Raw genomic sequence first — 23735 nt, 5'->3', positions numbered from 1 at the left:
ACCTGCCCTCATCTCCTCATGGTTCCTACACAGGAGTACGCCCGGAGGGCCTCCACGGTTGCACCGCAGGAGGAGAAAGTCGCGCAGGTCGGCTCAGGAAGCCGCACGGAGGCGCTCGAGCGCCCGCTCGGCCAGGGCGGCGAAGGCGCCGTCGGCCATCTGCACCTTCGCCGTCGGGACGAACGCGACCTGGAAGATCCGGCCGCCGACGCGGCCTACTGCCATGTCGTAGCGGACGTCGGTGTTCTCGGAGACCTCGATGCTCACGCGCCACGTGTGCAGCTCGGTGTCGCCCTTGGACCGCGACAGCGTCGAGGTCACGTCGGAGCCGAGCTCGCGGTCCTCGCAGCCGGCCATCTTGCGGCGTACGGCGTCGACGAAGCCGCCGGCCTGCTGGGCGGGCAGCGTGCCGATGGTCTCGCTGAGCCCGAACTCGAGCGGCAGCTTCGCGCCGGGGACCAGGTAGGTGCGGGTGGCGGCCTCGCGCACCGCCTTGCCGCCGACCTTGCCCACGAAGACCGTCTGGTCGCAGCGGGTGGCGGCGGGGTTGTTGCCGCGCGGCTTGGTGGCGCGGCTGGCGACCCACGGGCGGGAGACGGTGCTCACCGGCGGTAGGTCGGTCTCGACCAGCATCCGGGGAGCGTCGCCCACGGGCTCGGCGTCGCGCGGGCTGAGCCCGACCTTGCCGGTGCACGCGCCGCCGGGGCCGAGGTCGCACAGGGCGTCGACGGCGGTGCCGAGCAGGACGGCGTTGCCGGACGGGTTCTCGATGTTGGTGCCGCGGGCGGAGGTCAGCGTGGTGGTGACGTAGCGGCCGGAGCGGGCCACGCCGAGCACGTAGGTGCGCACCGGGTCGGCCCAGTCGCGCAGCACCATCTGCACCGCCTCGTCGCCGACGTTCTCGACCGTGCTGGTGCGCAGGAGCTGGGTGCGGCCCTCGGTGCACCCGGAGTACCACTTCTCGACCGAGCGGAAACCGGCCTTCGCCGCCTTGCGGTGGCGCGAGACCTCGGTGGCCTGCCAGGCCACCCGGGCCGGCTTCCCCTTCTCAGCGGTGACGCTGAACTCGCGCACCAGCGCGTCGACGGCCTGGGGGTCGGCGTACCTGCTGGCTCGGCACGGCAGCGACAGCCCGTCGCCGGCGGTGTTGTCGGTGGTGTCGACGGTGGTCCAGCCGCGGCCGGGCACGCGGGCGGCGACCGCCCCGGCCGGGAGCATCGCGGACTCGGGCAGCGGCTCGGCGGCCGGCGCCAGCGCTCCGCTGCTCGGCGAGACGGGGGAGGGGGACGCGCCGGGCACGGCGACAGCGGCCCGGTCCAGGGTCGGGTGCAGGCCGGAGGGGTCGGTGAGCAGCGTGCCTGCGACCGCGACGGCCGCGACGGTGGCGGCCACGCCGACGAAGGTGTGCGTGCGCCGGCGCGCGGTGCCGGCGCGGCGCACGATGCTGGCCCGGGGCCAGCGGACCTCGGCGGTCACGGACTCGAGGCGCCGCAGGAGCAGCGCGACCTGGGGGCTGGGCACCTCGCGGTGCAGGGAGAACTGCGCGGTGGCGTGCTGCAGCTCGCGTGCGGCCGTCTCGTCGGTGAGGCCGACCTCGCGGGCGAGCTCGGGCATGCTCGTGGTCGCGAGGTGGGCCAGCAGGAGCACCCGGCGCTGGGTCGTGGTGAGGCGACCCAGGGCGTCCAGGGTCGCCTTGACGTCGGCGGTGAGGCCCTTCTCACGGTGCCAGACGCGGGCGGTGTGGCGTCGGTGCGCGTGCTGCCACACGTGCGGGCGCACCCAGGCCTCGGCCGACTCCGACCGGTTCACCTTGCGCCAGTGGTGCCAGGCGAGCACGAAGCCGTCGCGCACCGCGGAGCGGGCGGCCGGCAGGTCGCCGGTCAGGGCGTAGGCCTGCAGCAGCAGCCGTTCGCGCGCGTCCTTGTAGAACGCGTCGAACTCCTCGGGATCCTTCATGGCGGCTCCACGTTACGGGGTCGCCGCGCCACCGGGCGAGTCGGGCGACGAGGCGCGGCGGCGCGGCGTGGCGGCGCCGTTGGGTGTTCCTCGCGGGCGAGGATGGAGAGGTCATGACGTCGCTGCTGACCGGTTCCCCGACCACGCGCACCACCGGCCCCGCCGCCCCGCGGCACCGGTGGCCCTTGGCCGTGCTCGCAGCCCTCGGGGGTGCCGGCGCCGCGCTGGGACCGCTGCTGGTCTGCCTCGCGCTCGGCGTCAGCGGCTGGTTCCTGGTCGACGCCGGCGCCCACGGGACCCCCAGCGACGGGATGCGCGTGGGTGCGCTGACCTGGCTGATGGCCCACGGGTCGGGGGTCCAGGTCGAGGGGGTCGCCGTCACGGCGGTGCCGCTCGGGATCACCCTGCTGGCCGCCTGGTTCCTGTGGCGCTCCGGGCTGCGCGTCGGCGCCGCCGTCTCCGGTCGCGGCCCCGACGCCGACGCGATCAGCGACGGCGAGCGGGACTGGACCGTGCCCCTGGCCGGGCTCTTCCTCACCCTCGGCTACGCCGTCGTCGGCGTCGTGACCCTCGCGCTGGCCGCCACGCCGCAGACGTCGCCCGGCACCGCGGGAGTGGTGCTGTGGACGATCGGCCTGTGCCTGGTCATCGGTCTCCCGGCGCTGGCCGTGGGCTCCGGGCGGGCCGCGATCTGGACGTCGTACGTGCCGGCGACGCTGGTGGCCGCCCTCGGCATCGCCCGGCGGCTGCTGCTCACCTGGCTGCTGCTCTCGACGCTCGCGCTGGTGGCTGCGTTCCTGCTCGACGTCGGCACCGCCGCCAACGTGATGTCGCAGCTGCACACCAGCGCCGGCGACGCCGTGCTCGTGGTCGCGCTCAGCCTCGTGCTGGTGCCCAACGCCGTCGGCTTCGCCGGCTCCTACCTGATGGGCCCCGGGTTCACCGTCGGGGCCGGCACCCTCGTCTCGCCGTCCGCGGTCGCGCTCGGTCCGCTCCCGATGTTCCCGATGCTGGCCGCGCTGCCCGACAGCGGCACCACCCCGGCCTGGACCAACGCGCTCGTCGCCCTGCCGCCCGTGCTCGCTGCGGTCGTGGTGGCCCGCGCGATGCGGCGCACCCCCACCCTGCGGTGGGACGAGGGTGCCCTGCGCGGCTGCGTCGGTGGCGCCCTGGCCGGCGTCGGCTTCGCGCTGCTGGCGGCGCTCGCCGGGGGAGCGGTCGGTCCGGGCCGGATGCGCGACGTCGGCCCGTTCGCCGGTGAGGTGATGGTGCACGCGATCGTCTCCTTCGGTCTCGGCGGACTCGTGGGTGGTCTGCTCGCCACCGCCTGGCACCGCCGCGCTCTGGCCGCCGCCGACGCCGGTTAGAGTCGGCGCGTGCCAGCGCGTCTCGTCGTCCTCGTCTCCGGTTCCGGCACCAACCTGCAGGCCCTGCTCGACGCCTGCGCCGACCCGGCGTACGCCGCCGAGGTGGTCGCGGTCGGCGCGGACCGCGACGACATCGAGGGCCTGGCGCGCGCCGAGCGGGCCGGGGTGCCGACCTTCGTCGAGCGGGTGCGGGACCACACCGACCGCGCTGCCTGGGACGCCGCCCTCGCCGACGCCGTCGCCGCGCACCGACCCGACCTGGTGGTCCTGGCCGGGTTCATGAAGCTCGTCGGGCCGACGTTCCTCGACCGCTTCGGCGGTCGCACGGTGAACACCCACCCGGCGCTCTCGCCGTCCTTCCCCGGGATGCGTGGGCCCGCCGACGCGCTGGAGTACGGCGTGAAGGTCACCGGCTGCACGCTCTTCGTGGTCGACGCCGGGGTCGACACCGGGGTGATCGTGGCCCAGGTGGGCGTCCCGGTCGAGGACGACGACGACGTCGAGACGCTGCACGAGCGGATCAAGACCGCCGAGCGCGCGATGCTCGTCGACTCGGTGGGCGTGATGGTCCGTGAGGGGTTCAGCGTCGAGGGTCGCCGGCTGCGGCTGGGTGGCTCGGCGAGCACCCGCTCGATGTCCTAGGCTGGAGCCACCACGACTGGCGCAGGTGGGCAGACCACCAGGGAGTGACGTCGGGAGCATCGACCGCCTGGGTGCTCCTCCTCTGACTCTGGAGTGAACTCATGTCGCACGCTGCTGCCCCCGACCTGGTGCCGATCCGCCGCGCGCTGGTCTCCGTCTACGACAAGTCCGGCCTCGAGGAGCTCGTCCGCGGTCTCCACGACGCCGGGGTCACCCTGGTCTCCACCGGCGGCTCGGCCGCACTCATCGAGGGCCTCGGCCTGCCGGTGACGAAGGTCGAGGACCTCACCGGCTTCCCCGAGTGCCTCGACGGGCGCGTGAAGACCCTGCACCCCCGCGTGCACGCCGGCATCCTGGCCGACCGCCGGCTCGAGAGCCACGTGCAGCAGCTCGCCGAGCTCGAGGTCGAGCCCTTCGACCTCGTGGTGTCCAACCTCTACCCCTTCACGCAGACCGTCGAGTCCGGCGCCTCGCCCGACGAGTGCGTGGAGCAGATCGACATCGGCGGCCCCTCGATGGTGCGCGCCGCGGCCAAGAACCACCCCTCGGTCGCGATCGTCACCAGCCCCGAGCGCTACGCCGACGTGCTGCGCGCGGCCGCCGCCGGTGGCTTCACCTACGACGAGCGCAAGCGCCTGGCCGCGGAGGCCTTCGTGCACACCGCGTCGTACGACGTCGCGGTCGCCTCGTGGATGGGCAGCGTGCTGACCGACACCAGCGACGGTGCCGGTTTCCCCGCCTGGATGGGCGGGACCTACGAGCGCCAGGACGTGCTGCGCTACGGCGAGAACCCGCACCAGTCCGCCGCGATCTACCGCACCGGGCACGGCCCCGCCGGGCTGGCCGGCGCCGAGCAGCTGCACGGCAAGGAGATGTCGTACAACAACTACGTCGACACCGACGCCGCGCGCCGGGCGGCCTACGACTTCGACGAGCCGGCCGTGGCCGTGATCAAGCACGCCAACCCCTGCGGCATCGCCGTCGGCGGCGACGTCGCCGAGGCGCACCGCCGCGCCCACGCCTGCGACCCGGTCTCGGCGTTCGGCGGCGTGATCGCCGCCAACCGCCCCGTCTCGGTCGCGATGGCCGAGCAGGTCGCCGAGGTCTTCACCGAGGTGATCGTGGCGCCGGCGTACGAGGACGGCGCGGTCGAGGTGCTGGCCCGCAAGAAGAACATCCGGATCCTGGTCTGCGAGCCGCTCGAGCGTGGTGGCATCGAGACCCGCCCGGTCTCCGGGGGGCTGCTGGTCCAGCAGCGCGACGCCGTGGACGCCGCGACCGAGAGCGGCGGCGACGACCCGTCCTCGTGGACGCTGGTCACCGGCGAGGCCGCCCCCGCCGACGTGCTCGCCGACCTGGCCTTCGCCTGGAAGGCCTGTCGCGCGGCGAAGTCCAACGCGATCCTGCTCGCCAAGGACGGCGCAGCCGTCGGCATCGGCATGGGCCAGGTCAACCGGGTCGACTCGTGCCGCTTGGCGGTGACCCGCGCCGACGACCGCGCCGCCGGCTCCGTGGCTGCCTCCGACGCCTTCTTCCCCTTCGAGGACGGCCCGCAGATCCTCCTCGACGCCGGCGTGGCCGCCATCGTGCAGCCCGGCGGCTCGGTCCGCGACGAGCTGACCATCGAGGCCTGCAAGGCCGCCGGCGTGACGATGTACTTCACCGGCACCCGTCACTTCTTCCACTGAGCGACGAAGTCGCGCAGTGGACCCTCGCCGAGTCGGCTCTTCTTCACGCGGAGGAGCGAAGCGGGGGAGCGTGAAGAAGAGCCGACTCGGCGACACCCCGGCGCACGGCGAGCGACGAGCGGCCGCCACCACGTCGACGTACAAGAACTAGCGCCGTCTCGGCGCACCGACGCACGCAGATGACAGGATGAGCACGATGACTGCACAGAAGCTGGACGGCAGCGCGACGCTGCGCACGATCAAGGCCGAGCTCAAGGAGCGGGTGGCCGCGCTCAAGGAGCGCGGCGTGGTGCCCGGACTGGGCACCGTCCTGGTCGGGGACGACCCGGGCTCGCACTGGTACGTCGGAGCGAAGCACAAGGACTGCGCCGAGATCGGCATCGAGTCGATCCGCGTCGACCTGCCGGCCACGGCGACGCAGGCCGAGGTCGAGGCCGAGATCGACCGGCTCAACGCCGACCCCGACTGCACCGGTTTCCTGGTGCAGCAGCCGACCGGTCTCGACGAGTACGCGCTGCTCTCGCGCGTCGACCCCGACAAGGACGTCGACGGCCTGCACCCGGTCAGCCTGGGCCGCCTCGCGCTCAACGTCGAGGGGTCGCTGCCGTGCACGCCCGTCGGCTGCATCGAGCTCGTCCGCCGCCACGGCATCGAGATCGCCGGCGCCGAGGTGGTCGTGGTCGGTCGCGGGCTGACCGTGGGGCGGCCGCTGGGCCTGCTGCTGACCCGTCGCTCCGAGAACGCCACCGTCACGCTGTGCCACACCGGCACCCGTGACCTGGCCAAGCACGTGCGCGAGGCCGACATCGTCGTCGCCGCTGCCGGCGTGCCGGGCATCATCACCGCCGACATGGTCAAGCCCGGTGCCGCCGTGCTCGACGTGGGCGTCTCGCGGGTCGACGGCAAGATCGCGGGCGACGTCGCCGCGGACGTGTGGGACGTCGCGGGCTGGGTCTCGCCGAACCCCGGCGGGGTCGGCCCGATGACCCGCGCCATGCTGCTGTCGAACATCGTCGCGATGGCCGAGAAGGCCTCGGCCTGAGCGTGTGCTGGTGAGCGAACCGACGATCGAACCTGCTGACGACCTCCCGCCCTCGGTGGAGGAGATCGCCGAGGAGATCCACGAGGAGGAGGGGCGCCGCTACCCCTCGACGATCGGCGGTCTGCTCTACCTGTGCGTCCTCGCGACCGGTGCCCTGGGCATCACGCTGGCCGCGCTCGGCGACTGGCGCCTGGGGGTCACCGTGCTCGCCGGGGCCCTGATGGCCGGCGCCGGCCTGCGCCTGGTCCTCCCGGCCCGCGACGCCGGGATGCTCGCCGTCCGGCACCGGTTCCTCGACGTCGCGCTCCTCGGTGGCGTCGGCGGTCTGATGCTCTTCCTGGCCCGCACCATCCCCAACCAACCCGGCCTCTGATCGCCGAGCAGTCACTTGTGCACCACCCACCGGTCAGTTCTGCACCACCCACCGGTCAGCTCTGCACCCGGGTGAAGCGGCGCGGCTCCTCGCCGCGGGCATAGCGTCGGGCCGTCGGACCCAGGCGCTCGGCCACCGCGACCCGGAGCTGGCGGATCCAGGCGTCCAGGCCGGGGCCGCCCAGCCCGTCCTTGCGTACGACGATGACGATCCACCCCGCCCGTCTCAGCGCCTCGCGGCGCAGCCGGTCACGCTCCCGGTCCTCGGGGAGGAGTGGTGCTCCTCGCCGTCGTACTCGACAGCGATCCGCAGGCGTGGGTAGGCCAGGTCGAGACGGAACTCGCCCTCGGGCAGCTGTACGACGACCTGGGCCGTCGGCATCGGGAGCTGGTGGTCGAGCACGAGCCGGCGCACCCAGGACTCACCGGGTGACTCGAGCAGGCCACAGGCGTCGGTCCCCAGCTCGCGCAGCTGGGTCACGCCGCGGCGGCCCGCGAAGCGGCCCGTGATGCACCGCAGGTCCTCGGGGGTGACGCCGTGCGCCCGGGCGAACTGGTCGAGCACAGCGGCGGCACCCAGGCGACCGTGCAGGCACGCGAGATCGGCCGCCGTGCGCAACGGCGTCGTCACGGGCACTCCGTCCAGGACCATGCCGTCGTCGGCGACCAGGGAGCGCAGCGCGCCGTGGGTGCCGGCGAGCCGGGTGCGGGTGCCGTCGCGGGCCACGACCTCGAGCCCGGGTGGTACGTCGAGCGCGCTGGGCTCCCAGTGGTCGACGCCGTGCAGCCAGGCGGCGCTGCGGTCGCAGACCACCATCCGGGCAGGCAGGACCAGCCGTGCCGCGGCCGCCCGCAGGGCGGTGCTATCAGGGACGCTGGCGTCGACGTACACACCGCGCAGGACGCGGCGTACGCGGCCGTCGTGGAGGGCGCGCTGCAGGCGCCGGCGGGTCCAGCCGAGCGCGCTCGCACGCTCGGCGGTGGTCGGCTCGAGGAGAGGGGGAGGGCGGACATCCATGCCGGCAGGCTGCCCGCTGCGCGGGCGCAGCGAACGACACCGCCCCCGGCCTGTGGAGAACAGGACGGGGGCGGCGGACGAGCGGGTTCAGAACTGACTGCTCAGTGGTGCAGAACTGACCGGTGGGTGGTGCGAAAGTGACTGCTCGGCGATCAGATCAGGCCGAGCTCGGTGACCGCGTCGCGCTCCTCGGCGAGCTCGGCGGTCGAGGCGTCGATGCGGGCGCGCGAGAAGTCGTTGACCTCGAGGCCCTCGACGATGCTCCAGTCGCCACCGGAGGTGGTGACGGGGAACGAGGAGATGAGGCCCTCGGGGACGCCGTACTCGCCGTTCGAGCGCACCGCCATCGAGACCCAGTCGCCCTCGGCGGAGCCGTAGAGCCAGTCGCGCGCGGCGTCGATGGTGGCGGAGGCGGCGGAGGCGGCCGAGGAGGAGCCCCGGGCCTCGATGATCGCCGCGCCGCGCTTGGCGACGGTCGGGATGAAGGTGTTCTCGAGCCAGTCCTGGTCGCCCACGGTCTCGGCGGCGTTCTTGCCGGCGATCTCGGCGTTGAACAGGTCGGGGTACTGGGTCGCGGAGTGGTTGCCCCAGATCGTCATCTTGGTGATGTCGGTGACCGAGGCGCCGGTCTTGGCGGCCAGCTGCGAGATCGCGCGGTTGTGGTCGAGGCGGGTCAGCGCCGAGAACCGCTCCTGCGGGATGTCGGGGGCGTTGGTCATCGCGATGAGCGCGTTGGTGTTGGCCGGGTTGCCGGTCACGCCGATGCGCACGTCGGAGGCGGCCACCTTGTTCAGGGCCTTGCCCTGCGCGGTGAAGATCGCGCCGTTGGCGGAGAGCAGGTCGCCGCGCTCCATGCCGGGGCCACGCGGGCGCGCGCCGACGAGCAGGGCGAGGTTGACGCCGTCGAAGATCTTCTCGGCGTCGTCACCGATCTCCACACCGGCGAGGCCGGGGAACGCGCAGTCGTCGAGCTCCATGACGACGCCCTCGAGCGCCTTCAGGGCGGGGGTGATCTCCAGCAGGCGCAGCTCGATGGGCTGGCCACCGGTCAGTGCGCCGCTCGCGAGGCGGAACAGCAGGCTGTAGCCGATCTGACCGGCGGCGCCGGTGACGGCCACCTTCAACGGGGTAGTGCTCACGCGGGTCTCCGCTCGTGTCGATGGTTCTGGCGATCCGACGCTAGCAGCGCGCGTGCACCCCCGGGCAGGTGGGTTGAGCGGTGCGCGAGCATGTGCGCATGGCCGCGTCCCGCCCCACCCCCCTCCCGTCCGTACGCCGCCCCCTCGCCACGCTGCTGCCGGCGCTCGTCCTGGCGCTCGCGCTCACCGGCTGCTCGCTCGGTCCGGGGGACAGCCCGCCGTCCGGGGTGGACGGTCTCACCGTCCCGAGCCCGGCCCCGGCACCGGCCGACTTCGAGGATCCCGGGGCCAACGCGTGGTTCCCGCTGCCCGAGGGCGACGAGACCGTCGAGGTCGCGGGGGTCGCCACGACGCCGGTGTCCCGCACCGTCGACGGGGAGGCCGTGACCGACCTCCTCGCCACCGACGAGGACGGCCACGTGTGGTGGTTCGGGCGCGAGGGGGAGTGGGAGGTCGGGCCCACGGTGCCGCTCGGCCTCTGGCTACCCGCCGACCCGCGCGTGGGCGACGGCTGGCGCCGCTCGGCCGCCGACGGTGTCTCCGAGGAGCGGGTCACCGTCCTCGACGTCGCCGCCCCGGTCGCCACCGCGGACGGGGAGCAGGAGGCGGTGCTGCTGGACGTGCGCTCCGACCTCGACCCGGCCCTGTCGCGGCGCGAGTACTACGTGGCCGACGTCGGCCAGGTCCTGCTCCGGGACTGAGCGCAGCGAGGGGTGAGGGCGTGCGTGCTTGTCTGGGACGCATGACTGAGACCCGCACCAGCCCTCCTGCCAGCCCTTCCAGCGGCGCTGCTCCGGTCGTCGTCGTCACGGGAGCCAACGGCCTCGTCGGCGCCGCGACCTGCGCCGCCCTCGTCGAGCGCGGCGCCCACGTGCGTGCCGTCGTACGCCGCTCGGGCACCGCCCCGGGCCTGCCCGGCGTCGAGGAGCATGTCGGGGAGTTCCACGACCCCGACCTCGCGAGCCGGGTCGTCGACGGGGCGAGCGCCGTGGTGACGACCGTGCACCCGATGGGCAGCGACCGGGAGACCCAGCACCGGATCGGGGTCGAGGGCACGCCGGTCCTGGCGCGGGCGGCGGCCGCCGCCGGCGTGGACCGCTTCGTGCACGTGTCGACGGCCGCGGTCTACGACCGCTCGCCGGGGGCGGGCGACGTCGACGAGTCCGCCGCGCTGGTGGGCGACGACGGGGGCGACTACCCGGTGACCAAGCGGGACACCGATGCCGCCCTCGGCCGGGTCGAGGGGCTGACCCGGGTCCTGGTGCGCCCGCCGGCGATCCTGGGACAGGGGGAGAGCTCGGTGTGGAACACCCTGCGTCCGCAGGCGATCCGTGACGACGAGTCGGCCCGGCACGCCAACCCGGCCCAGTCCTTCGCATGGGTGCACCTCGACGACCTGGCCGCGCTGCTGGCCGACGTCGCCACCGGCCGCACGGCCGCCTCCGACGACCCCGCGCTCGGCCCGGTCGCCGGCGGGTGCACGGCGGTGAACGTCGCCGGTGAGCCGGCCACCGTCCGTGACTACACCGAGGTCGTGACCGGCGCCCTGGGCGTCGAGCCGGTCTGGGACGACGGACCCGCGTGGACCGGCCAGGTGCGCGCCGACCGGGCGCTCGGCTGGGGCTGGCGGCCGAGGGTGTCCCTGAGCGAGGCGCTCGACGAGGTCGCCGACGGCCTGCGCGGCTGACCGGTCAGGGCCGGATCTGGGTCCGGCCGTCGTCGTCACCGAGGTAGCGCGGCTGCGGCGCGGCCTGCTCGACCGGCTTCCACTGGTGCGCCACCGGGTCCCACTGCCAGCCGTCCTGGATGATCGGGCCCTGCTCGACGGGCTGCGCGGCGGACTGGTGGTGGGCCTGGTTCCAGTCCGGCTGCTGGACGGCCGCGGTCGCGGCCGGGCTGCGCCGCGGCAAGGTGAACCCGGAGCCGGGCAGCGCCTCGGCGTCGGCGCCCATCACCATCGGGTAGGTCAGCCCCGCGAGGGCGGCGCCCAGCAGCGGCGCCAGCACGAACACCCAGTTCTGGGCGATCGCGTCGACGCCGGAGAAGAGGGCCGTGCCGATCGCGCGCGCCGGGTTGATGCCGCCGCCGGTCATCACGACGGTGGCCAGGAAGACGGCCGTGAACGCGAGCCCGACGGCCAGCGGGGCCATGGAGGCGTGCTCGCTGCGGCGGTCGGTGGCGGCCAGGAACAGCCACACGAAGACGCCGGTGAGCAGCAGCTCGAGGAGCAGGGCGGACCACAGGGCGAGCTCGCCCGGGGGGTTGGCGCCGCGCATGTGCTCGCCGAAGAAGGACGGGGCGAAGCCGAGGTCGTAGGTGGCGAAGCCGTGCAGCACCACCCAGCCGGCCAGGGCGCCCAGCACGCCGCCGAGCACCTGGGCGGCGGCCAGGACGCCGGCGTGGGCCCAGGACAGCCGGCCCGCCAGTGCGGCGCCGATGCTCACCGCCGGGTTGAGGTGCACGTGGCCGAGCCGGGCGAAGGCCAGCATCACCGCGGTCACGGTGAGCCCGAAGCCGAGTGCGGTCACCAGGGGGCTGTACCCGCTGAGGACGGTGGCGAGGCCGCCGAGGAGCACCAGCACCATCGTCCCGAGGCCCTCGGCGACGCCTCGCTGGGTCATCGACGGGGTCACGGGGTCGGGCGCGGTCGGGGATGCAGCGGTCTCAGCCATGCTCGTGTGCTCCCCGTTGCCCGCCTCGGCCAAACCCCCGAGGGTGGGATGACTAGTCGCAGCGGGGCTGTCAGGCTGGCCGTCGGGTCCCGGACCCCGTCCCACGTCCACGTCAGGTATCTTGACGTCAAGAAACTATTGTTCTCGATCGCCGAGGAGTCGCCCGCACCATGGCCACCATCATCTACACGCACACCGACGAGGCGCCGCTGCTGGCGACGTACTCCTTCCTCCCGATCATCCAGGCGTACGCCGCCAAGGCCGGTGTCGAGGTGGAGACCCGCGACATCTCGCTGGCGGGTCGCATCCTCGCGCAGTTCCCCGAGCGCCTCACCGAGGAGCAGCGGGTGGCCGACCACCTCGCCGAGCTCGGCGAGCTGGCCACCAAGCCCGAGGCCAACATCATCAAGCTGCCCAACATCTCCGCCTCCACCCCGCAGCTCAAGGCCGCGGTCAAGGAGCTGCAGGAGAAGGGCTACGACCTGCCCGACTACCCCGAGCACCCGCAGACCGAGGACGAGAAGGACGCCCGGGCCAAGTACGACAAGGTCAAGGGCTCCGCGGTCAACCCGGTCCTGCGCGAGGGCAACTCCGACCGCCGCGCCCCCGCCGCCGTCAAGGGCTACGCCAAGAAGTACCCCCACCGCATGGGCGAGTGGAAGAGCGACTCGAAGACCACCGTGACCACCATGGACGGCGGCGACTTCTTCTCCAACGAGCAGTCGGTCGTCCTCGACGCCGCCGACACCCTCTCGATCGTGCACGTCGGCGCCGACGGCACCGAGACCGTCCTCAAGGACGCGCTGCCCGTCGAGGCCGGCGAGGTCGTCGACGCGACCTTCATGAGCGTCGCCGCGCTGCGTCGCTTCCTGACCGAGCAGATCGCGCGGGCCAAGGCCGACGACGTGCTCTTCTCGGTGCACCTCAAGGCGACGATGATGAAGGTCTCCGACCCGATCGTCTTCGGCCATGCCGTGCAGGCGTTCTTCCCCACCCTCTTCGAGCAGTACGGCGCGCAGCTCGCCGAGGCGGGCATCTCGCCCAACGACGGGCTCGGTGCCCTGATGTCCGCGGTCGACTCGCTGCCCGACGGCGAGGCCATCAAGGCCTCCGTGAAGCAGGGCCTGGCCGACGGTCCGCGGATGGCCATGGTCGACGACCGCAAGGGCATCACCAACCTGCACGTGCCCTCCGACGTCATCATCGACGCCTCGATGCCGGCCATGATCCGCATCGGTGGCCACATGTGGGGTCCCGACGGCCAGGAGGACGACTGCCTCGCGGTCATCCCCGACTCCTCCTACGCCGGCGTGTACGCCGCGGTCATCGAGGACTGCAAGGCGCACGGCGCCTACGACCCGGCCACGATGGGCTCGGTGCCCAACGTGGGGCTGATGGCCCGCAAGGCCGAGGAGTACGGCTCCCACGACAAGACCTTCGAGATCGCCGACGCGGGCACCGTCGTGGTGCGCAACGCCGCCGGCGAGACGCTGATGTCGCACGAGGTCGAGCCGGGCGACATCTGGCGCGCCTGCCAGACCAAGGACGAGCCGATCCGCGACTGGGTCAAGCTGGCCGTGACCCGGGCCCGCGCCAGCGGCTCCCCGGCGATCTTCTGGCTCGACGAGAACCGTGCGCACGACGCCAACCTGATCAAGAAGATCGAGGCCTACCTCCCCGAGCACGACACCGACGGGCTGACCATCGAGGTCATGACGCCGGCCGAGGCGACGACGTACTCCGTCGAGCGCATCCGCAAGGGCGAGGACACCATCTCGGTGACCGGCAACGTGCTGCGCGACTACAACACCGACCTGTTCCCGATCCTCGAGGTCGGCACGTCGGCGAAGATGCTCTCGATCGTCCCGCTGATGAACGGCGGCGGCCTCTTCGAGACCGGCGCCGGCGGTTCGGCGCCCAAGCACGTGCAGCAGCTCATCGAGCAGAACTACCTGCGCTGGGACAGCCTGGGCGAGTTCTTCGCTCTGGCCGCCTCCTTCGAGCACCTCGCCGGGTACGCCGACAACCGCGGCGCCAAGGTCCTCGCCGACACCCTGGACGCCGCCACCGCGACGTTCCTGGAGGAGGACAAGTCCCCGACCCGCAAGATCGGCGGCATCGACAACCGCGGCTCGCACTTCTACCTGGCGCTCTACTGGGCCCAGGAGCTGGCGAAGCAGACGGCGGACACCGACCTCGCGAAGGTCTTCGCCCCGCTGGCCGAGAAGCTGGCCGCCGAGGAGGAGACCATCGTCTCCGAGCTCAACGCCGTGCAGGGCAGCCCGGCCGACGTCGGGGGCTACTTCCGGCCCCAGGACGACAAGGCCGACCAGGTGATGCGTCCCTCCACGACGCTGAACGAGGCCCTCGCCTCGCTCTGATCGACGAACGCAGCACGCACGATGCCGGGCCCGGGAACCAGTTCCCGGGCCCGGCTCGTCTTCTGGGCATGACGCTCGCATTCGAGGACTACGTGGTCGCCCGGTGGTCGCGCCTGGTCCGCTCGGCGGTCCTGATGGGCGCCGACCCGCACGCGGCCGAGGACCTCGTCCAGACCGCCCTGGTGAAGGTGTACGGCGCCTGGGGCAGGGTGACCCGTGCCACCGACCCCGACGCCTACGTGCACCGGGTCCTGATCAACACCCTGATCGACAGCCGGCGCCGCCGCTGGTGGCGCGAGGCGCCGACCGAGGTGCTGCCCGAGGCCGCCCTGCCCGACGGCACCGACGAGGTGCTGCGCCACGACGCCCTGCGCGTCGCCCTGGCCCGGCTGGTGCCGGGTCAGCGGCAGGTCCTCGTGCTGCGCTACTACGCCGACCTGTCCGAGACGCAGATCGCCGCGGCGCTGGGGATCTCGACAGGCACGGTCAAGAGCAGGGCGAGCCGTGGCCTGGCGGTGCTGGAGTCCGATCCGACCCTCGGGTCACTGGTGACGGGAGAACGATGATGAACGACCGACTGACCTCGATGATGGTCCACAGCGTCGACCGCGTGCCCGTCTCCGCGGCCCCCCTGGCGGAGATACAGCGAGCCGGACGCCGCCGGCGCAGGGGAGCGGTGGCCCTGGCCACGATCGCGGTGCTCACGGCCGGCGGTGCGGGGGCCACCGCCCTGGCCCGGCTGGGCGACCCCGCCGCGGCCCCGGCTCCCGCAGGCCCCGGCGGGCAGGTGGACAGCGGGGTGCCGGTGCTGCTCGACGACTCCGCGTTCGAGGTGGGCGTCGACCGTCCGAGGGGCGCGGACGTGCTCCGGGGCGAGCTGCGCAGCACCATGGACGACCGCTGCCTGGTGGTCGGCGAGGGGCGGCACTCTCTCCACTGGCCGCACGAGTGGACGGGGCGCACCTTCGACGACGGCCGGTTCGTGCTCTACGACCAGCACGGGGCCGAGGTGGCCGAGGTCGGGGACCGGGTGGTGCTCGCAGGCGTCCTCAGCGGGCCGGCGGAGTGGTCCGGCGACCAGGTCTGCGAGCCGGGGGTGGCCCGCGTCCTCCAGGTGGAGTCGGTGCGCGTGGAATAGCGGCCCCCGGGGTGATGTTCGACAGTCGATGACTTCCCTGACCGAGGCCACCCCGGCCCTCGCCCCGACCAGCCGCGCCCGCTTCCTGCTGGCCGTGGTCGCCCTGGCGACGGGGGGCTTCGCGATCGGCACGACCGAGTTCGTGACCATGGGCCTGCTCCCGCAGATCGCCGACGGCGTGGCGGTGAGCATCCCCGAGGCCGGGCACCTGATCTCGGCCTACGCCCTCGGCGTGGTCGTCGGTGCGCCGACGATCGCGGCGCTCGGCGCCCGGATGCCCCGGCGCGCGCTGCTGATCTGGCTGATGCTCGCCTACGGGGTCCTCAACCTGCTCAGCGCCGCGATCTCGCACTACGGCCTGCTCGCCTTCGTGCGCTTCCTCGACGGGCTGCCGCACGGCGCGTACTTCGGTGTCTCGGCGCTGATCGCCTCGAGCATGGTCAGCCCGGAGCGTCGTGGACGGGCGCTCGCGCTGGTGATGATGGGCATCCCGGTCGCCAACGTCGTCGGCGTCCCGGCAGCGACCCTGCTCGGCCAGGCGCTGGGCTGGCGGGCGGCGTACGTCGCCGTCGGACTGGTCTCGGTCCTCACCGTCGTGCTCATCCTGCTCTTCGTGCCCAGCACCCCCGGCGACACCGAGGCGACCGGTCGCCGCGAGCTCGCGGCGCTGCGCCGCCCGCAGCTCTGGTACGCCGTCGTGGCCGGCGCGATCGGCTTCGGCGGGATGTTCGCCCTGGTCTCCTACATCGCCCCGCTGACCACCGACGTCGGTGGGCTGGGGGAGTCCGCGGTCGCGGTCTTCCTGCTGGTGCTGGGCGTGGGCATGGTGGTCGGCAACACCGTCGCCGGCCCCCTCATCGACTGGTCGATCGAGACCTCGCTGCGCGGGGCGTCGGTCGGGCTCGCCCTGGCCCTGGCGCTCTACTACGTGCTGGCCCCCACCGGCTGGTGGGCGCTGGTCGCGGCGTTCTCGGTCACCGTCATCGGCTCGGTGCTGGCACTGGGCTTCATGGCCCGGTTGATGGACGCCGCCGGGCAGGCCCAGACCCTCGGTGCGGCGATGAGCCACGCCAGCCTCAACATGGGCAACGCCCTCGGCGCCTGGCTCGGCGGGCTCGTCATCGCGGCCGGCTACGGCCTGCGCGCGCCGCTCGTCGTCGGCGTGGCCCTGGCCGTCGCCGGGCTCGGCGTCCTGGTGCTGGCGCACCGCGCCCACCTCCTGGACGACTGAACCCTCACGAGGGACCGTCCCAGGCCGTCCGGGGCTCCCGTGGGTCGCCGGCGAGCAGCGTGGCCACCCACGCGTCGCGCAGCTCGCCACGGTGCGGCAGGTACTGGCGCACCGTGCCCTCCATCGTGAAGCCGAGCCGCCACGCGACCTTGCGCGAGGCCCAGTTGCCGGTGTTGGCCCACCAGACCACGGTGCGCAGGTCGCGCTCCGCGAAGCCCCAGTCCAGCAGCAGCCGCAGCGCGCGCTCGACGGCGCCGGTGCCGCGGACCCAGGGGTGGGAGCCGTAGGCGATCTCCGCACGGCCGTCGCCCTCGTTGCGCAGCGACACGGTGCCGGCGTACCGGCCGTCGACGTCGAGGGCGAAGCCCCACTCGGAGTCGTCGCTCCAGCCGCCCGGCATCATCTCGGTGACGAAGCCGTGGGCCATCTCGCGGGTGTAGGGCAGCGGCACCGTGGTCCACTCCTGCGAGAGCGGGTCCTGGCACTGCTCGTAGGAGCCCTGGGCGTCGTCGGGGCGGTGCGCGCGCAGGATCACGACGGGAGCGCCCTCACGGGCATCGGTCAGGGTGGGGGCAGGAGACATGGGAGGGACCCAACACCGGCACCCCCGACCCCGGCAAGTCGGTTTCGTCGGTGGTCGGGAAGAATGCGCCCATGGCAGCCACCACCCAGCCCGAGGTGTCCGTGCCGGCAGCGCCGCCCTCGGGCGCCCGCCCGCGCGTCCTGTCGGGCATCCAGCCGACGGCCGACTCCTTCCACTTCGGCAACTACCTCGGTGCGCTGCGCCAGTGGGTGGGTCTGCAGCACGACCACCAGCCGTTCTTCTTCATCGCCGACCTGCACGCGATCACCGTCGAGCAGGACCCCAAGGTGCTGCGCGAGCGGACCCTGCGCGCGGCCGCCCAGCTCCTCGCGATGGGCATCGACCCCGAGCGCTCGGCGATCTTCGTGCAGAGCCAGGTGCCCGCCCACGCCCAGCTCGGCTGGGTGCTGCAGTGCCTGACCGGCTTCGGCGAGGCCCGCCGGATGACCCAGTTCAAGGACAAGTCGGCCAAGGGCGGCGAGGGCGCGGCCAGCGTCGGGCTGTTCACCTACCCGGTCCTGCAGGCGGCCGACATCCTGCTCTACCGACCGCACTTCGTGCCGGTCGGTGAGGACCAGCGCCAGCACCTCGAGCTGACCCGCGACCTCGCGCAGCGCTTCAACCACCGCTACAAGAAGACCTTCCGGCTGCCGGAGCCCTACATCCTCAAGGCCACCGCGAAGATCGCCGACCTCCAGGAGCCCACCGCCAAGATGTCGAAGTCGGCCTCCTCGGCCGCCGGCATCATCGACCTGCTCGACCAGCCGTCGGTCAGCGCGAAGAAGATCCGCTCGGCGGTCACCGACTCCGACAACGACGTCCGCTTCGACCGAGACGAGAAGCCCGGCGTCAGCAACCTGCTCACCATCTACTCGGCGCTGACCGGCGAGGGCGTGCACGACCTCGTCGAGCAGTACGCCGGCCGCGGCTACGGCGACCTGAAGAAGGACCTCGCCGAGATCGTCGTCGGGGTGGTGACCCCCTTCCGAGACCGCACCCTCGAGCTCCTGGACGACCAGGCCTACCTCAGCGAGGTGCTGCGCCGGGGGGCCGACCAGGCCAACGAGGTCGCCGAGGCCACGCTGCGTGACGTCTACCAGCGGGTCGGCTTCGTGGCGCCGACCCGTTCCCGATGACCGCTAGGGTCGGGGGCGTGGTCACGATCGGCGTCGCTGTCGCCATCCCGGAGCCCTGGGGCAGCGAGCTGCAGGACTACCGCACGGCGATCGGCGACACCACCGCCACCCAGATCCCGACCCACATCACCCTGGTGCCGCCCACCGAGATCGCAGCCGACGCCCTGAGCGGGATCGAGGACCACCTGCGGACCGCGGCCACCACCGTCGAGCCCTTCCGGGTCCACCTGCGCGGCACCGGCACCTTCCGACCCGTCTCCCCGGTCGTCTTCGTCGCCGTGGCCGAGGGGATCGCCGGCTGCGAGCAGCTGGCCGCCGCCGTGCGCCGCGGCCCGCTCGACGTCGACCTGAGCTTCCCGTACCACCCCCACGTCACGGTCGCCCACGAGCTGGGCGAGACCGTCCTGGACCAGGTCTTCGACGACCTGGCCGGCTTCGAGTGCCGCTTCGACGTCGATGCCTTCCACCTCTACGTGCACGAGGAGCACCACGGGTGGCAGCCCACGCAGGAGATCCCCCTCAGGTGTCCTGCGCCCGTCGACCAGCAGGAGTAGCAGTGGCATCCCTCAAGGAGCGCCTCACCGAGATCCGTGAGCGCCGGCCCTTCATCGACCACCTGGTGCGGATGCAGGAGCGCTACGGCGAGGCGAAGGCCAGCCAGCAGGCGGGCGCGGTCACCTACTTCGCGTTCCTGTCGTTCTTCCCGGTGCTGGCCCTGGCGTTCTTCGCGGTCGGCGTGGTGTCCAACGTCTACCCGGACGCCAACCAGACGCTCACGGAGGCGATCGCCTCGCTGTTCCCGGGCATGATCGGCTCGGGCGACGGGCAGCTGCAGCTCGCGGACTTCCGCACGTTCAGCGGGCTGGCCGGGATCGCCGGCTTCGCCGGGGTGCTGTACGCCGGGCTGGGGTGGATCTCGGCCCTGCGCACCGCCCTGGTGGCGGTCTTCGAGCCGCCGGAACAGCGGATCCCCAACTTCGTGATGGGCAAGGTGCGCGACCTGCTGACCCTGGTGGTCATCGGTCTGACCCTGCTGGTGGCCGTGGCGCTCACCGGCCTGGTGGCGTCGTTCTCCACCGAGCTGCTGGGCTGGGTGGGCCTCGACGACGAGCTCTCCTGGCTGGTCACGCTGGTCACGGTCGTCCTGGGCCTCGCAGCCAACGCCCTGCTGTTCTTCACGATGTTCCGGTTGCTGGGGGAGCCCGTCGCCCCCCGGATCTCCCTGGTCAGGGCCTCGCTCCTGGGCGCGGTCCTCTTCGAGGTGCTCAAGCAGGTCTCCGGCAAGCTGATCGCCTCGACCCAGGGCCAGCCCGCCTTCCAGGCCTTCGGCATCGCACTGGTCCTCGTGGTGTGGATCAACTACTTCAGCCGGGTGGTGCTGTACGCCGCGGCCTTCGCGCACACCGCGCCGGAGGCCCGTGCGCTGCGCCCCGACGACGAGCCCGCGCTCGTCCAGGGTCCGCCGCTGCCCAGCGGTGCGGACGCCGGCTCGGACCCGGTCGGGGCCGTGCAACCGCACCAGCCCGCTGCCGCCGGGCGGGGCGCGGCCGTGCCGTTCGCTGCCGGTGGCGCCGCTGTGCTGGCGCTGGTCGCCGTGGTGCGCCGCCTCGGCGGGCGACCCGAGTCCTGAGACGCCGAACGCCCCGCCGCCGCGACCGGTGAGGTCGCGCCGACGGGGCGTCAGGATCAGCAGCCGGGTGCGGGCGCCGTACGGATCAGAAGCCGGCGCGCAGCGAGTCGCGCAGGTCCTTGTTGAGCTGGGAGATCACGTCGAGCGGGATCTCCTTGGGGCAGGCGCCGGTGCACTCACCGATGTTGGTGCAGCCGCCGAAGCCCTCGTGGTCGTGCTGCGCGACCATGCTGGCCACCCGGCCCATCCGCTCCGGCTGACCCTGCGGCAGCTCACCGAGGTGGGTGATCTTGGCGCCGAGGAACAGCGACGCCGAACCGTTCGGGCAGGCCGCGACGCAGGCGCCGCAACCGATGCACGTGGCGACGTTGAAGGCGCGCATGGCCTTGTCGCGCGGTGCCGGCACCGAGTTGGCCTCCGGCGCGGAGCCGGTGTTGACCGAGACGTAGCCGCCGGCCTGGATGATCCGGTCGAACGCCGAGCGGTCGACGATCAGGTCCTTCACGACCGGGAACGCGTTGGCGCGCCACGGCTCGATGGTGATCGTCTGGCCGTCCTCGAACGAGCGCATGTGCAGCTGGCACGTGGTGGTGACCTCGGGGCCGTGTGCCTGGCCGTCGATCATCAGGTCGCACGAGCCGCAGATGCCCTCACGGCAGTCGTGGTCGAAGGCGATCGGCTCCTCGCCCTGCTCGTTGAGCTGCTCGTTGAGCGTGTCGAGCATCTCGAGGAACGACATGTCCTCGGAGATGTCGGCGACGGAGTACGACTGCATCGCGCCGGCAGACTGGGCGTCCTTCTGACGCCAGATCTTGAGGGTGAGGTTCACTTGTAGCTCCGCTGCTTCATCTCGATGGCGGTGTAGATCAGGTCTTCCTTGTGCAGCACCGGCTGGCCGCCGTCGCCGCCCCACTCCCAGGCCGCCACGTAGGCGAACTCCTCGTCGTGGCGCAGCGCCTCGCCGTCCTCCGTCTGCGACTCGGCACGGAAGTGCCCACCGCAGGACTCGCGACGGTTCAGCGCGTCGATGCACATCAGCTCGCCGAGCTCGATGAAGTCGATCACGCGGCCGGCCTTCTCGAGGCTCTGGTTGAGCGAGTCGGCGGTGCCGAGCACCTTGAGGTCGCTCCAGAACTCGGCCTTGAGCTCGCGGATCATGTCGATGGCCTTGCGCAGCCCCTCCTCGGAGCGCTCCATGCCGCAGTACTCCCACATGATGTTGCCGAGCTCCTTGTGGAAGGAGTCCGCGGAGCGGGAGCCGCCGATGGACAGGAACTTGGAGATCCGCTCCTCGACCGACGTGCGAGCCTCGACCACGGCCGGGTGCGACTCGGAGATCTGCTCGAACGGGCCGTCCGCGAGGTAGTCGCGGATGGTGTTCGGCAGCACGAAGTAGCCGTCGGCCAGGCCCTGCATCAGCGCCGAGGCACCGAGACGGTTGGCGCCGTGGTCGGAGAAGTTGGCCTCACCGGTCACGAACAGGCCGGGGATGTTGGACTGCAGGTCGTAGTCGACCCACAGGCCGCCCATGACGTAGTGCACGGCGGGGTAGATCCGCATCGGGACCTGGTAGGGGTTCTCACCCGTGATCCGCTCGTACATGTCGAAGAGGTTGTCGTACTTCTCGCGCACCGCGTCCTCGCCCAGGCGGGCGATCGCGTCGGCGAAGTCGAGGTAGACGCCCCGGCGGAAGTCGCCGACCATCGGGCCGACACCGCGGCCCTCGTCGCACATGTTCTTGGCCTGGCGCGACGCGATGTCGCGGGGCACCAGGTTGCCGAACGAGGGGTAGATGCGCTCCAGGTAGTAGTCGCGGTCCTCCTCGGGGATGTCGCGCGGGTCCTTGGTGCAGTCTTCCTTGTTCTTCGGCACCCAGATGCGACCGTCGTTGCGCAGCGACTCCGACATCAGCGTCAGCTTCGACTGGTGGTCCCCGGAGACGGGGATGCAGGTCGGGTGGATCTGCGTGTAGCAGGGGTTGGCCATGTAGGCGCCCTTGCGGTGCGCACGCCACGACGCGGTGACGTTGGAGCCCATCGCGTTGGTGGAGAGGTAGAAGACGTTGCCGTAGCCGCCGGAGGCGAGCACCACGACGTCCGCGAGGTGGGTCTCGATCTCGCCGGTGACCAGGTCGCGGGCGATGATGCCGCGCGCCGTGCCGTCGACGACGATGACCTCGAGCATCTCGTGGCGGGTGAACTGGGTGACCGTGCCCTCCGCGACCTGGCGCTCCATCGCCTGGTAGGCCCCGATCAGCAGCTGCTGACCGGTCTGGCCCCGGGCGTAGAAGGTGCGCGAGACCTGGACGCCGCCGAAGGAGCGGTTGTCGAGCAGGCCGGCGTAGTCGCGGGCGAACGGGACGCCCTGGGCCACGCACTGGTCGATGATGTTCGCGCTGACCTCGGCGAGGCGGTAGACGTTGGACTCCCGCGAGCGGTAGTCGCCGCCCTTCACCGTGTCGTAGAAGAGGCGGTAGGTGGAGTCGCCGTCCTCCTTGTAGTTCTTGGCCGCGTTGATGCCGCCCTGGGCGGCGATCGAGTGCGCCCGGCGCGGGGAGTCCTGGTAGCAGAAGGACTTCACGTTGTAGCCGGCCTCGCCGAGCGTGGCGGCGGCGGCGCCGCCGGCCAGGCCGGTGCCGACGATGATCACGTCGAGCTTGCGGCGGTTGGCCGGGTTGACCAGCCGGTTGTCCATCTTGCGGGTGGTCCAGCGGTCCTTGATCAGACCGGTGGGGGCCTTCGCGTCGACGAGCTTCTGAGCGGCCGGCGTGTAGTAGCCGTGGGCGTCGTCGGAACGCTGCTCGGGAGGTCCGTTGAGCTCCGTCAGGCCGCTGACGTCTGCGGTGGATGCCATTGAGTCGATCTCCCTTAGTCGATGACGCCGAAGAGCGTGAAGAGGGGCACCAGCGAGAAGCCGCCGGCGACCACGACCGCCAGCACCCAGCCGAGCGCCCGGGCCCGGGTGCGGGCCGCAGCGGTGCTGGTCCAGCCGAGGGTCTGGGCGGCGCTGAACGTGCCGTGGTGCAGGTGCATGCCCAGGGCGAGCATCGCCACGAGGTAGATGAGCGTCATCCACCACAGGCCGAAGGTGTCGACCATGAGGTTGTACGGGTCCGTGGTGGCGCCGCCGGTCGGGTTGACCTTGCCGATGGTGAAGTTCAGCAGGTGCCAGACCAGGAACAGCAGGATCGTCACCCCGCCCCAGCGCATGGTGCGCGAGGAGAGCGAGGAGTGCTTGTACTTGTTCACCTCGTACTTCACCGGGCGCGCCGCCTGGGCGCGCTTCCACAGCACGACCGCAGAGACCACGTGCACCACGAGCGCGATGATGAGCAGCGCCCGGAACAGCCACAGGAAGCCGCTGTAGGGGAGCAGCGGCTCGCCCAGCTCCCTCAGGTGCTCGGCGTACTCGTTGAACGCGTCGTGTCCGGCGAAGGCTTTGAGGTTCCCGTACATGTGCAGGAGCACATACAGGATGAACAGCGCTCCGCTGCCGGCCATCAGGATCTTCAGGGTGATCGTCGAGCGCGACGCGCGCGCTCCTCTGACGAGAGTCGGGGTTGCCACGGAGGTGAGGTTACCTCCCGGACGGCCATCGTTTTGCCCCCGGGCATGTGACATATCCCCCTCGGGCCCCTTAACGCCCTAGAAGTGAGGGTAGCCTAACCCGCCGCCGCGTCCGACTCAGTGCCCGGCGTCGAGTGGTCACCTACGACAACGGGGACGCCTGTTGCCGTGTCG

22 protein-coding genes and 1 riboswitch are annotated in these 23735 nt (G+C 72.3%); of the genes, 14 read left to right on the top strand and 8 right to left on the bottom strand.

Features of this window, described 5'->3' with window-relative positions; translation table 11 throughout:
* Window positions 1–93: 93 nt before the first annotated feature.
* The gene (locus I601_RS01335; RefSeq protein WP_068105433.1) at window positions 94–1956 is read right to left on the bottom strand and encodes a SigE family RNA polymerase sigma factor; all 1863 of its coding nucleotides are present in this window, start codon (window positions 1954–1956) and stop codon (window positions 94–96) included.
* Window positions 1957–2069: 113 nt separating this feature from the next.
* On the opposite strand from I601_RS01335, the gene I601_RS01330 reads away from it, so the two are divergent.
* The 5 genes from I601_RS01330 (at window position 2070) to I601_RS01310 (ending at window position 7068) form a co-directional block, all read left to right on the top strand.
* Entirely contained in the window at window positions 2070–3323 is a 1254-nt protein-coding gene (locus tag I601_RS01330) for a cell division protein PerM (RefSeq protein ID WP_068105430.1), read from the top strand.
* Between the two features lie 9 nt (window positions 3324–3332).
* The gene (gene purN, locus I601_RS01325; RefSeq protein ID WP_068105426.1) at window positions 3333–3965 is read left to right on the top strand and encodes a phosphoribosylglycinamide formyltransferase; all 633 of its coding nucleotides are present in this window, start codon (window positions 3333–3335) and stop codon (window positions 3963–3965) included.
* Window positions 3966–3967: 2 nt separating this feature from the next.
* Window positions 3968–4045, top strand: a riboswitch (ZMP/ZTP riboswitch).
* 21 nt (window positions 4046–4066) lie between these two features.
* Window positions 4067–5653, top strand: a complete 1587-nt coding sequence (gene purH, locus I601_RS01320) for a bifunctional phosphoribosylaminoimidazolecarboxamide formyltransferase/IMP cyclohydrolase (RefSeq protein ID WP_068105423.1) — start codon at window positions 4067–4069, stop codon at window positions 5651–5653.
* Between the two features lie 196 nt (window positions 5654–5849).
* Window positions 5850–6695, top strand: coding sequence for a bifunctional methylenetetrahydrofolate dehydrogenase/methenyltetrahydrofolate cyclohydrolase (locus I601_RS01315; RefSeq protein WP_068105421.1), 846 nt, complete (start codon window positions 5850–5852; stop codon window positions 6693–6695).
* A 10-nt stretch (window positions 6696–6705) separates the two neighbouring features.
* On the top strand, window positions 6706–7068 hold the full coding sequence (locus tag I601_RS01310; RefSeq protein ID WP_237089520.1) for a DUF3017 domain-containing protein: 363 nt from the start codon (window positions 6706–6708) through the stop codon (window positions 7066–7068).
* Window positions 7069–7293: 225 nt separating this feature from the next.
* Here the strand turns inward: I601_RS01310 and I601_RS01305 are convergent, their stop codons facing one another.
* Together I601_RS01305 and I601_RS01300 are read right to left on the bottom strand one after the other, a co-directional pair.
* Window positions 7294–8085 carry a type IV toxin-antitoxin system AbiEi family antitoxin domain-containing protein gene (locus I601_RS01305; protein WP_068105418.1) on the bottom strand — a complete coding sequence of 264 codons (792 nt, stop codon included), beginning with the start codon at window positions 8083–8085 and terminating at the stop codon, window positions 7294–7296.
* Between the two features lie 152 nt (window positions 8086–8237).
* Window positions 8238–9224, bottom strand: a complete 987-nt coding sequence (locus tag I601_RS01300) for a malate dehydrogenase (protein ID WP_068105415.1) — start codon at window positions 9222–9224, stop codon at window positions 8238–8240.
* 98 nt (window positions 9225–9322) lie between these two features.
* On the opposite strand from I601_RS01300, the gene I601_RS21020 reads away from it, so the two are divergent.
* Both I601_RS21020 and I601_RS01290 read left to right on the top strand, forming a co-directional pair.
* Window positions 9323–9925, top strand: a complete 603-nt coding sequence (locus I601_RS21020; protein WP_068105411.1) for a hypothetical protein — start codon at window positions 9323–9325, stop codon at window positions 9923–9925.
* A 41-nt stretch (window positions 9926–9966) separates the two neighbouring features.
* Window positions 9967–10911 carry an NAD-dependent epimerase/dehydratase family protein gene (locus I601_RS01290; RefSeq protein WP_068105408.1) on the top strand — a complete coding sequence of 315 codons (945 nt, stop codon included), beginning with the start codon at window positions 9967–9969 and terminating at the stop codon, window positions 10909–10911.
* 4 nt (window positions 10912–10915) lie between these two features.
* Here I601_RS01290 and I601_RS01285 read toward each other — a convergent pair whose 3' ends face one another.
* A complete protein-coding gene (locus tag I601_RS01285; protein ID WP_068105405.1) occupies window positions 10916–11896 on the bottom strand; it encodes an MIP/aquaporin family protein in 981 nt (326 codons plus the stop codon).
* A 170-nt stretch (window positions 11897–12066) separates the two neighbouring features.
* Here I601_RS01285 and I601_RS01280 point away from each other — a divergent pair, with 170 nt between their 5' ends.
* The 4 genes from I601_RS01280 (at window position 12067) to I601_RS01265 (ending at window position 16646) form a co-directional block, all read left to right on the top strand.
* The gene (locus I601_RS01280) at window positions 12067–14277 is read left to right on the top strand and encodes an NADP-dependent isocitrate dehydrogenase (protein ID WP_068105401.1); all 2211 of its coding nucleotides are present in this window, start codon (window positions 12067–12069) and stop codon (window positions 14275–14277) included.
* Between the two features lie 68 nt (window positions 14278–14345).
* Window positions 14346–14843, top strand: a complete 498-nt coding sequence (locus tag I601_RS01275) for a SigE family RNA polymerase sigma factor (RefSeq protein WP_068105398.1) — start codon at window positions 14346–14348, stop codon at window positions 14841–14843.
* On the top strand, window positions 14840–15415 hold the full coding sequence (locus I601_RS01270) for a hypothetical protein (RefSeq protein WP_157519810.1): 576 nt from the start codon (window positions 14840–14842) through the stop codon (window positions 15413–15415). The genes I601_RS01275 and I601_RS01270 overlap by 4 nt, the downstream gene beginning before the upstream one ends.
* Window positions 15416–15443: 28 nt before the next feature.
* On the top strand, window positions 15444–16646 hold the full coding sequence (locus tag I601_RS01265; RefSeq protein ID WP_068105392.1) for an MFS transporter: 1203 nt from the start codon (window positions 15444–15446) through the stop codon (window positions 16644–16646).
* Window positions 16647–16650: 4 nt separating this feature from the next.
* On the opposite strand, the gene I601_RS01260 is transcribed toward I601_RS01265, so the two are convergent.
* Window positions 16651–17229, bottom strand: coding sequence for a GNAT family N-acetyltransferase (locus tag I601_RS01260; protein WP_068105389.1), 579 nt, complete (start codon window positions 17227–17229; stop codon window positions 16651–16653).
* A 71-nt stretch (window positions 17230–17300) separates the two neighbouring features.
* On the opposite strand from I601_RS01260, the gene trpS reads away from it, so the two are divergent.
* From trpS to I601_RS01245, 3 genes are read left to right on the top strand one after another with little or no spacing between them, the layout of a single operon-like run.
* On the top strand, window positions 17301–18365 hold the full coding sequence (gene trpS, locus I601_RS01255) for a tryptophan--tRNA ligase (protein ID WP_068105385.1): 1065 nt from the start codon (window positions 17301–17303) through the stop codon (window positions 18363–18365).
* A gap of 17 nt (window positions 18366–18382) precedes the next feature.
* Window positions 18383–18919, top strand: coding sequence for a 2'-5' RNA ligase family protein (locus I601_RS01250; protein ID WP_068105382.1), 537 nt, complete (start codon window positions 18383–18385; stop codon window positions 18917–18919).
* Window positions 18920–18921: 2 nt separating this feature from the next.
* Window positions 18922–19995 (top strand): YihY/virulence factor BrkB family protein, encoded by a 1074-nt coding sequence (locus I601_RS01245; protein WP_068105380.1) that lies wholly within the window; start codon window positions 18922–18924, stop codon window positions 19993–19995.
* A gap of 85 nt (window positions 19996–20080) precedes the next feature.
* Here I601_RS01245 and I601_RS01240 read toward each other — a convergent pair whose 3' ends face one another.
* From I601_RS01240 to I601_RS01230, 3 genes are read right to left on the bottom strand one after another with little or no spacing between them, the layout of a single operon-like run.
* The gene (locus I601_RS01240; protein ID WP_068105376.1) at window positions 20081–20824 is read right to left on the bottom strand and encodes a succinate dehydrogenase/fumarate reductase iron-sulfur subunit; all 744 of its coding nucleotides are present in this window, start codon (window positions 20822–20824) and stop codon (window positions 20081–20083) included.
* Entirely contained in the window at window positions 20821–22848 is a 2028-nt protein-coding gene (locus tag I601_RS01235; RefSeq protein WP_068105375.1) for a fumarate reductase/succinate dehydrogenase flavoprotein subunit, read from the bottom strand. The genes I601_RS01240 and I601_RS01235 overlap by 4 nt, the downstream gene beginning before the upstream one ends.
* Before the next feature lie 14 nt (window positions 22849–22862).
* Window positions 22863–23561 carry a succinate dehydrogenase cytochrome b subunit gene (locus I601_RS01230; RefSeq protein WP_068105373.1) on the bottom strand — a complete coding sequence of 233 codons (699 nt, stop codon included), beginning with the start codon at window positions 23559–23561 and terminating at the stop codon, window positions 22863–22865.
* Window positions 23562–23735: the final 174 nt, after the last annotated feature.

Source organism: Nocardioides dokdonensis FR1436 (genome assembly GCF_001653335.1).
GTDB classification, from domain to species: Bacteria; Actinomycetota; Actinomycetes; order Propionibacteriales; family Nocardioidaceae; genus Nocardioides; species Nocardioides dokdonensis.
The sequence above is the reverse complement of the archived record's forward strand: the minus strand, read 5'-3'. Positions and strand labels throughout refer to the sequence as shown.

Coding starts and splice junctions, on each gene's coding strand:
- I601_RS01335 (WP_068105433.1), bottom strand. CDS start 1,956: ATGAAGGATCCCGAGGAGTTCGACGCGTTCTACAAGGACGCGCGCGAA.
- I601_RS01330 (WP_068105430.1), top strand. CDS start 2,070: ATGACGTCGCTGCTGACCGGTTCCCCGACCACGCGCACCACCGGCCCC.
- purH (WP_068105423.1), top strand. CDS start 4,067: ATGTCGCACGCTGCTGCCCCCGACCTGGTGCCGATCCGCCGCGCGCTG.
- I601_RS01315 (WP_068105421.1), top strand. CDS start 5,850: ATGACTGCACAGAAGCTGGACGGCAGCGCGACGCTGCGCACGATCAAG.
- I601_RS01305 (WP_068105418.1), bottom strand. CDS start 8,085: ATGGATGTCCGCCCTCCCCCTCTCCTCGAGCCGACCACCGCCGAGCGT.
- I601_RS21020 (WP_068105411.1), top strand. CDS start 9,323: ATGGCCGCGTCCCGCCCCACCCCCCTCCCGTCCGTACGCCGCCCCCTC.
- I601_RS01290 (WP_068105408.1), top strand. CDS start 9,967: ATGACTGAGACCCGCACCAGCCCTCCTGCCAGCCCTTCCAGCGGCGCT.
- I601_RS01285 (WP_068105405.1), bottom strand. CDS start 11,896: ATGGCTGAGACCGCTGCATCCCCGACCGCGCCCGACCCCGTGACCCCG.
- I601_RS01280 (WP_068105401.1), top strand. CDS start 12,067: ATGGCCACCATCATCTACACGCACACCGACGAGGCGCCGCTGCTGGCG.
- I601_RS01275 (WP_068105398.1), top strand. CDS start 14,346: ATGACGCTCGCATTCGAGGACTACGTGGTCGCCCGGTGGTCGCGCCTG.
- I601_RS01270 (WP_157519810.1), top strand. CDS start 14,840: ATGATGAACGACCGACTGACCTCGATGATGGTCCACAGCGTCGACCGC.
- I601_RS01265 (WP_068105392.1), top strand. CDS start 15,444: ATGACTTCCCTGACCGAGGCCACCCCGGCCCTCGCCCCGACCAGCCGC.
- I601_RS01260 (WP_068105389.1), bottom strand. CDS start 17,229: ATGTCTCCTGCCCCCACCCTGACCGATGCCCGTGAGGGCGCTCCCGTC.
- trpS (WP_068105385.1), top strand. CDS start 17,301: ATGGCAGCCACCACCCAGCCCGAGGTGTCCGTGCCGGCAGCGCCGCCC.
- I601_RS01235 (WP_068105375.1), bottom strand. CDS start 22,848: ATGGCATCCACCGCAGACGTCAGCGGCCTGACGGAGCTCAACGGACCT.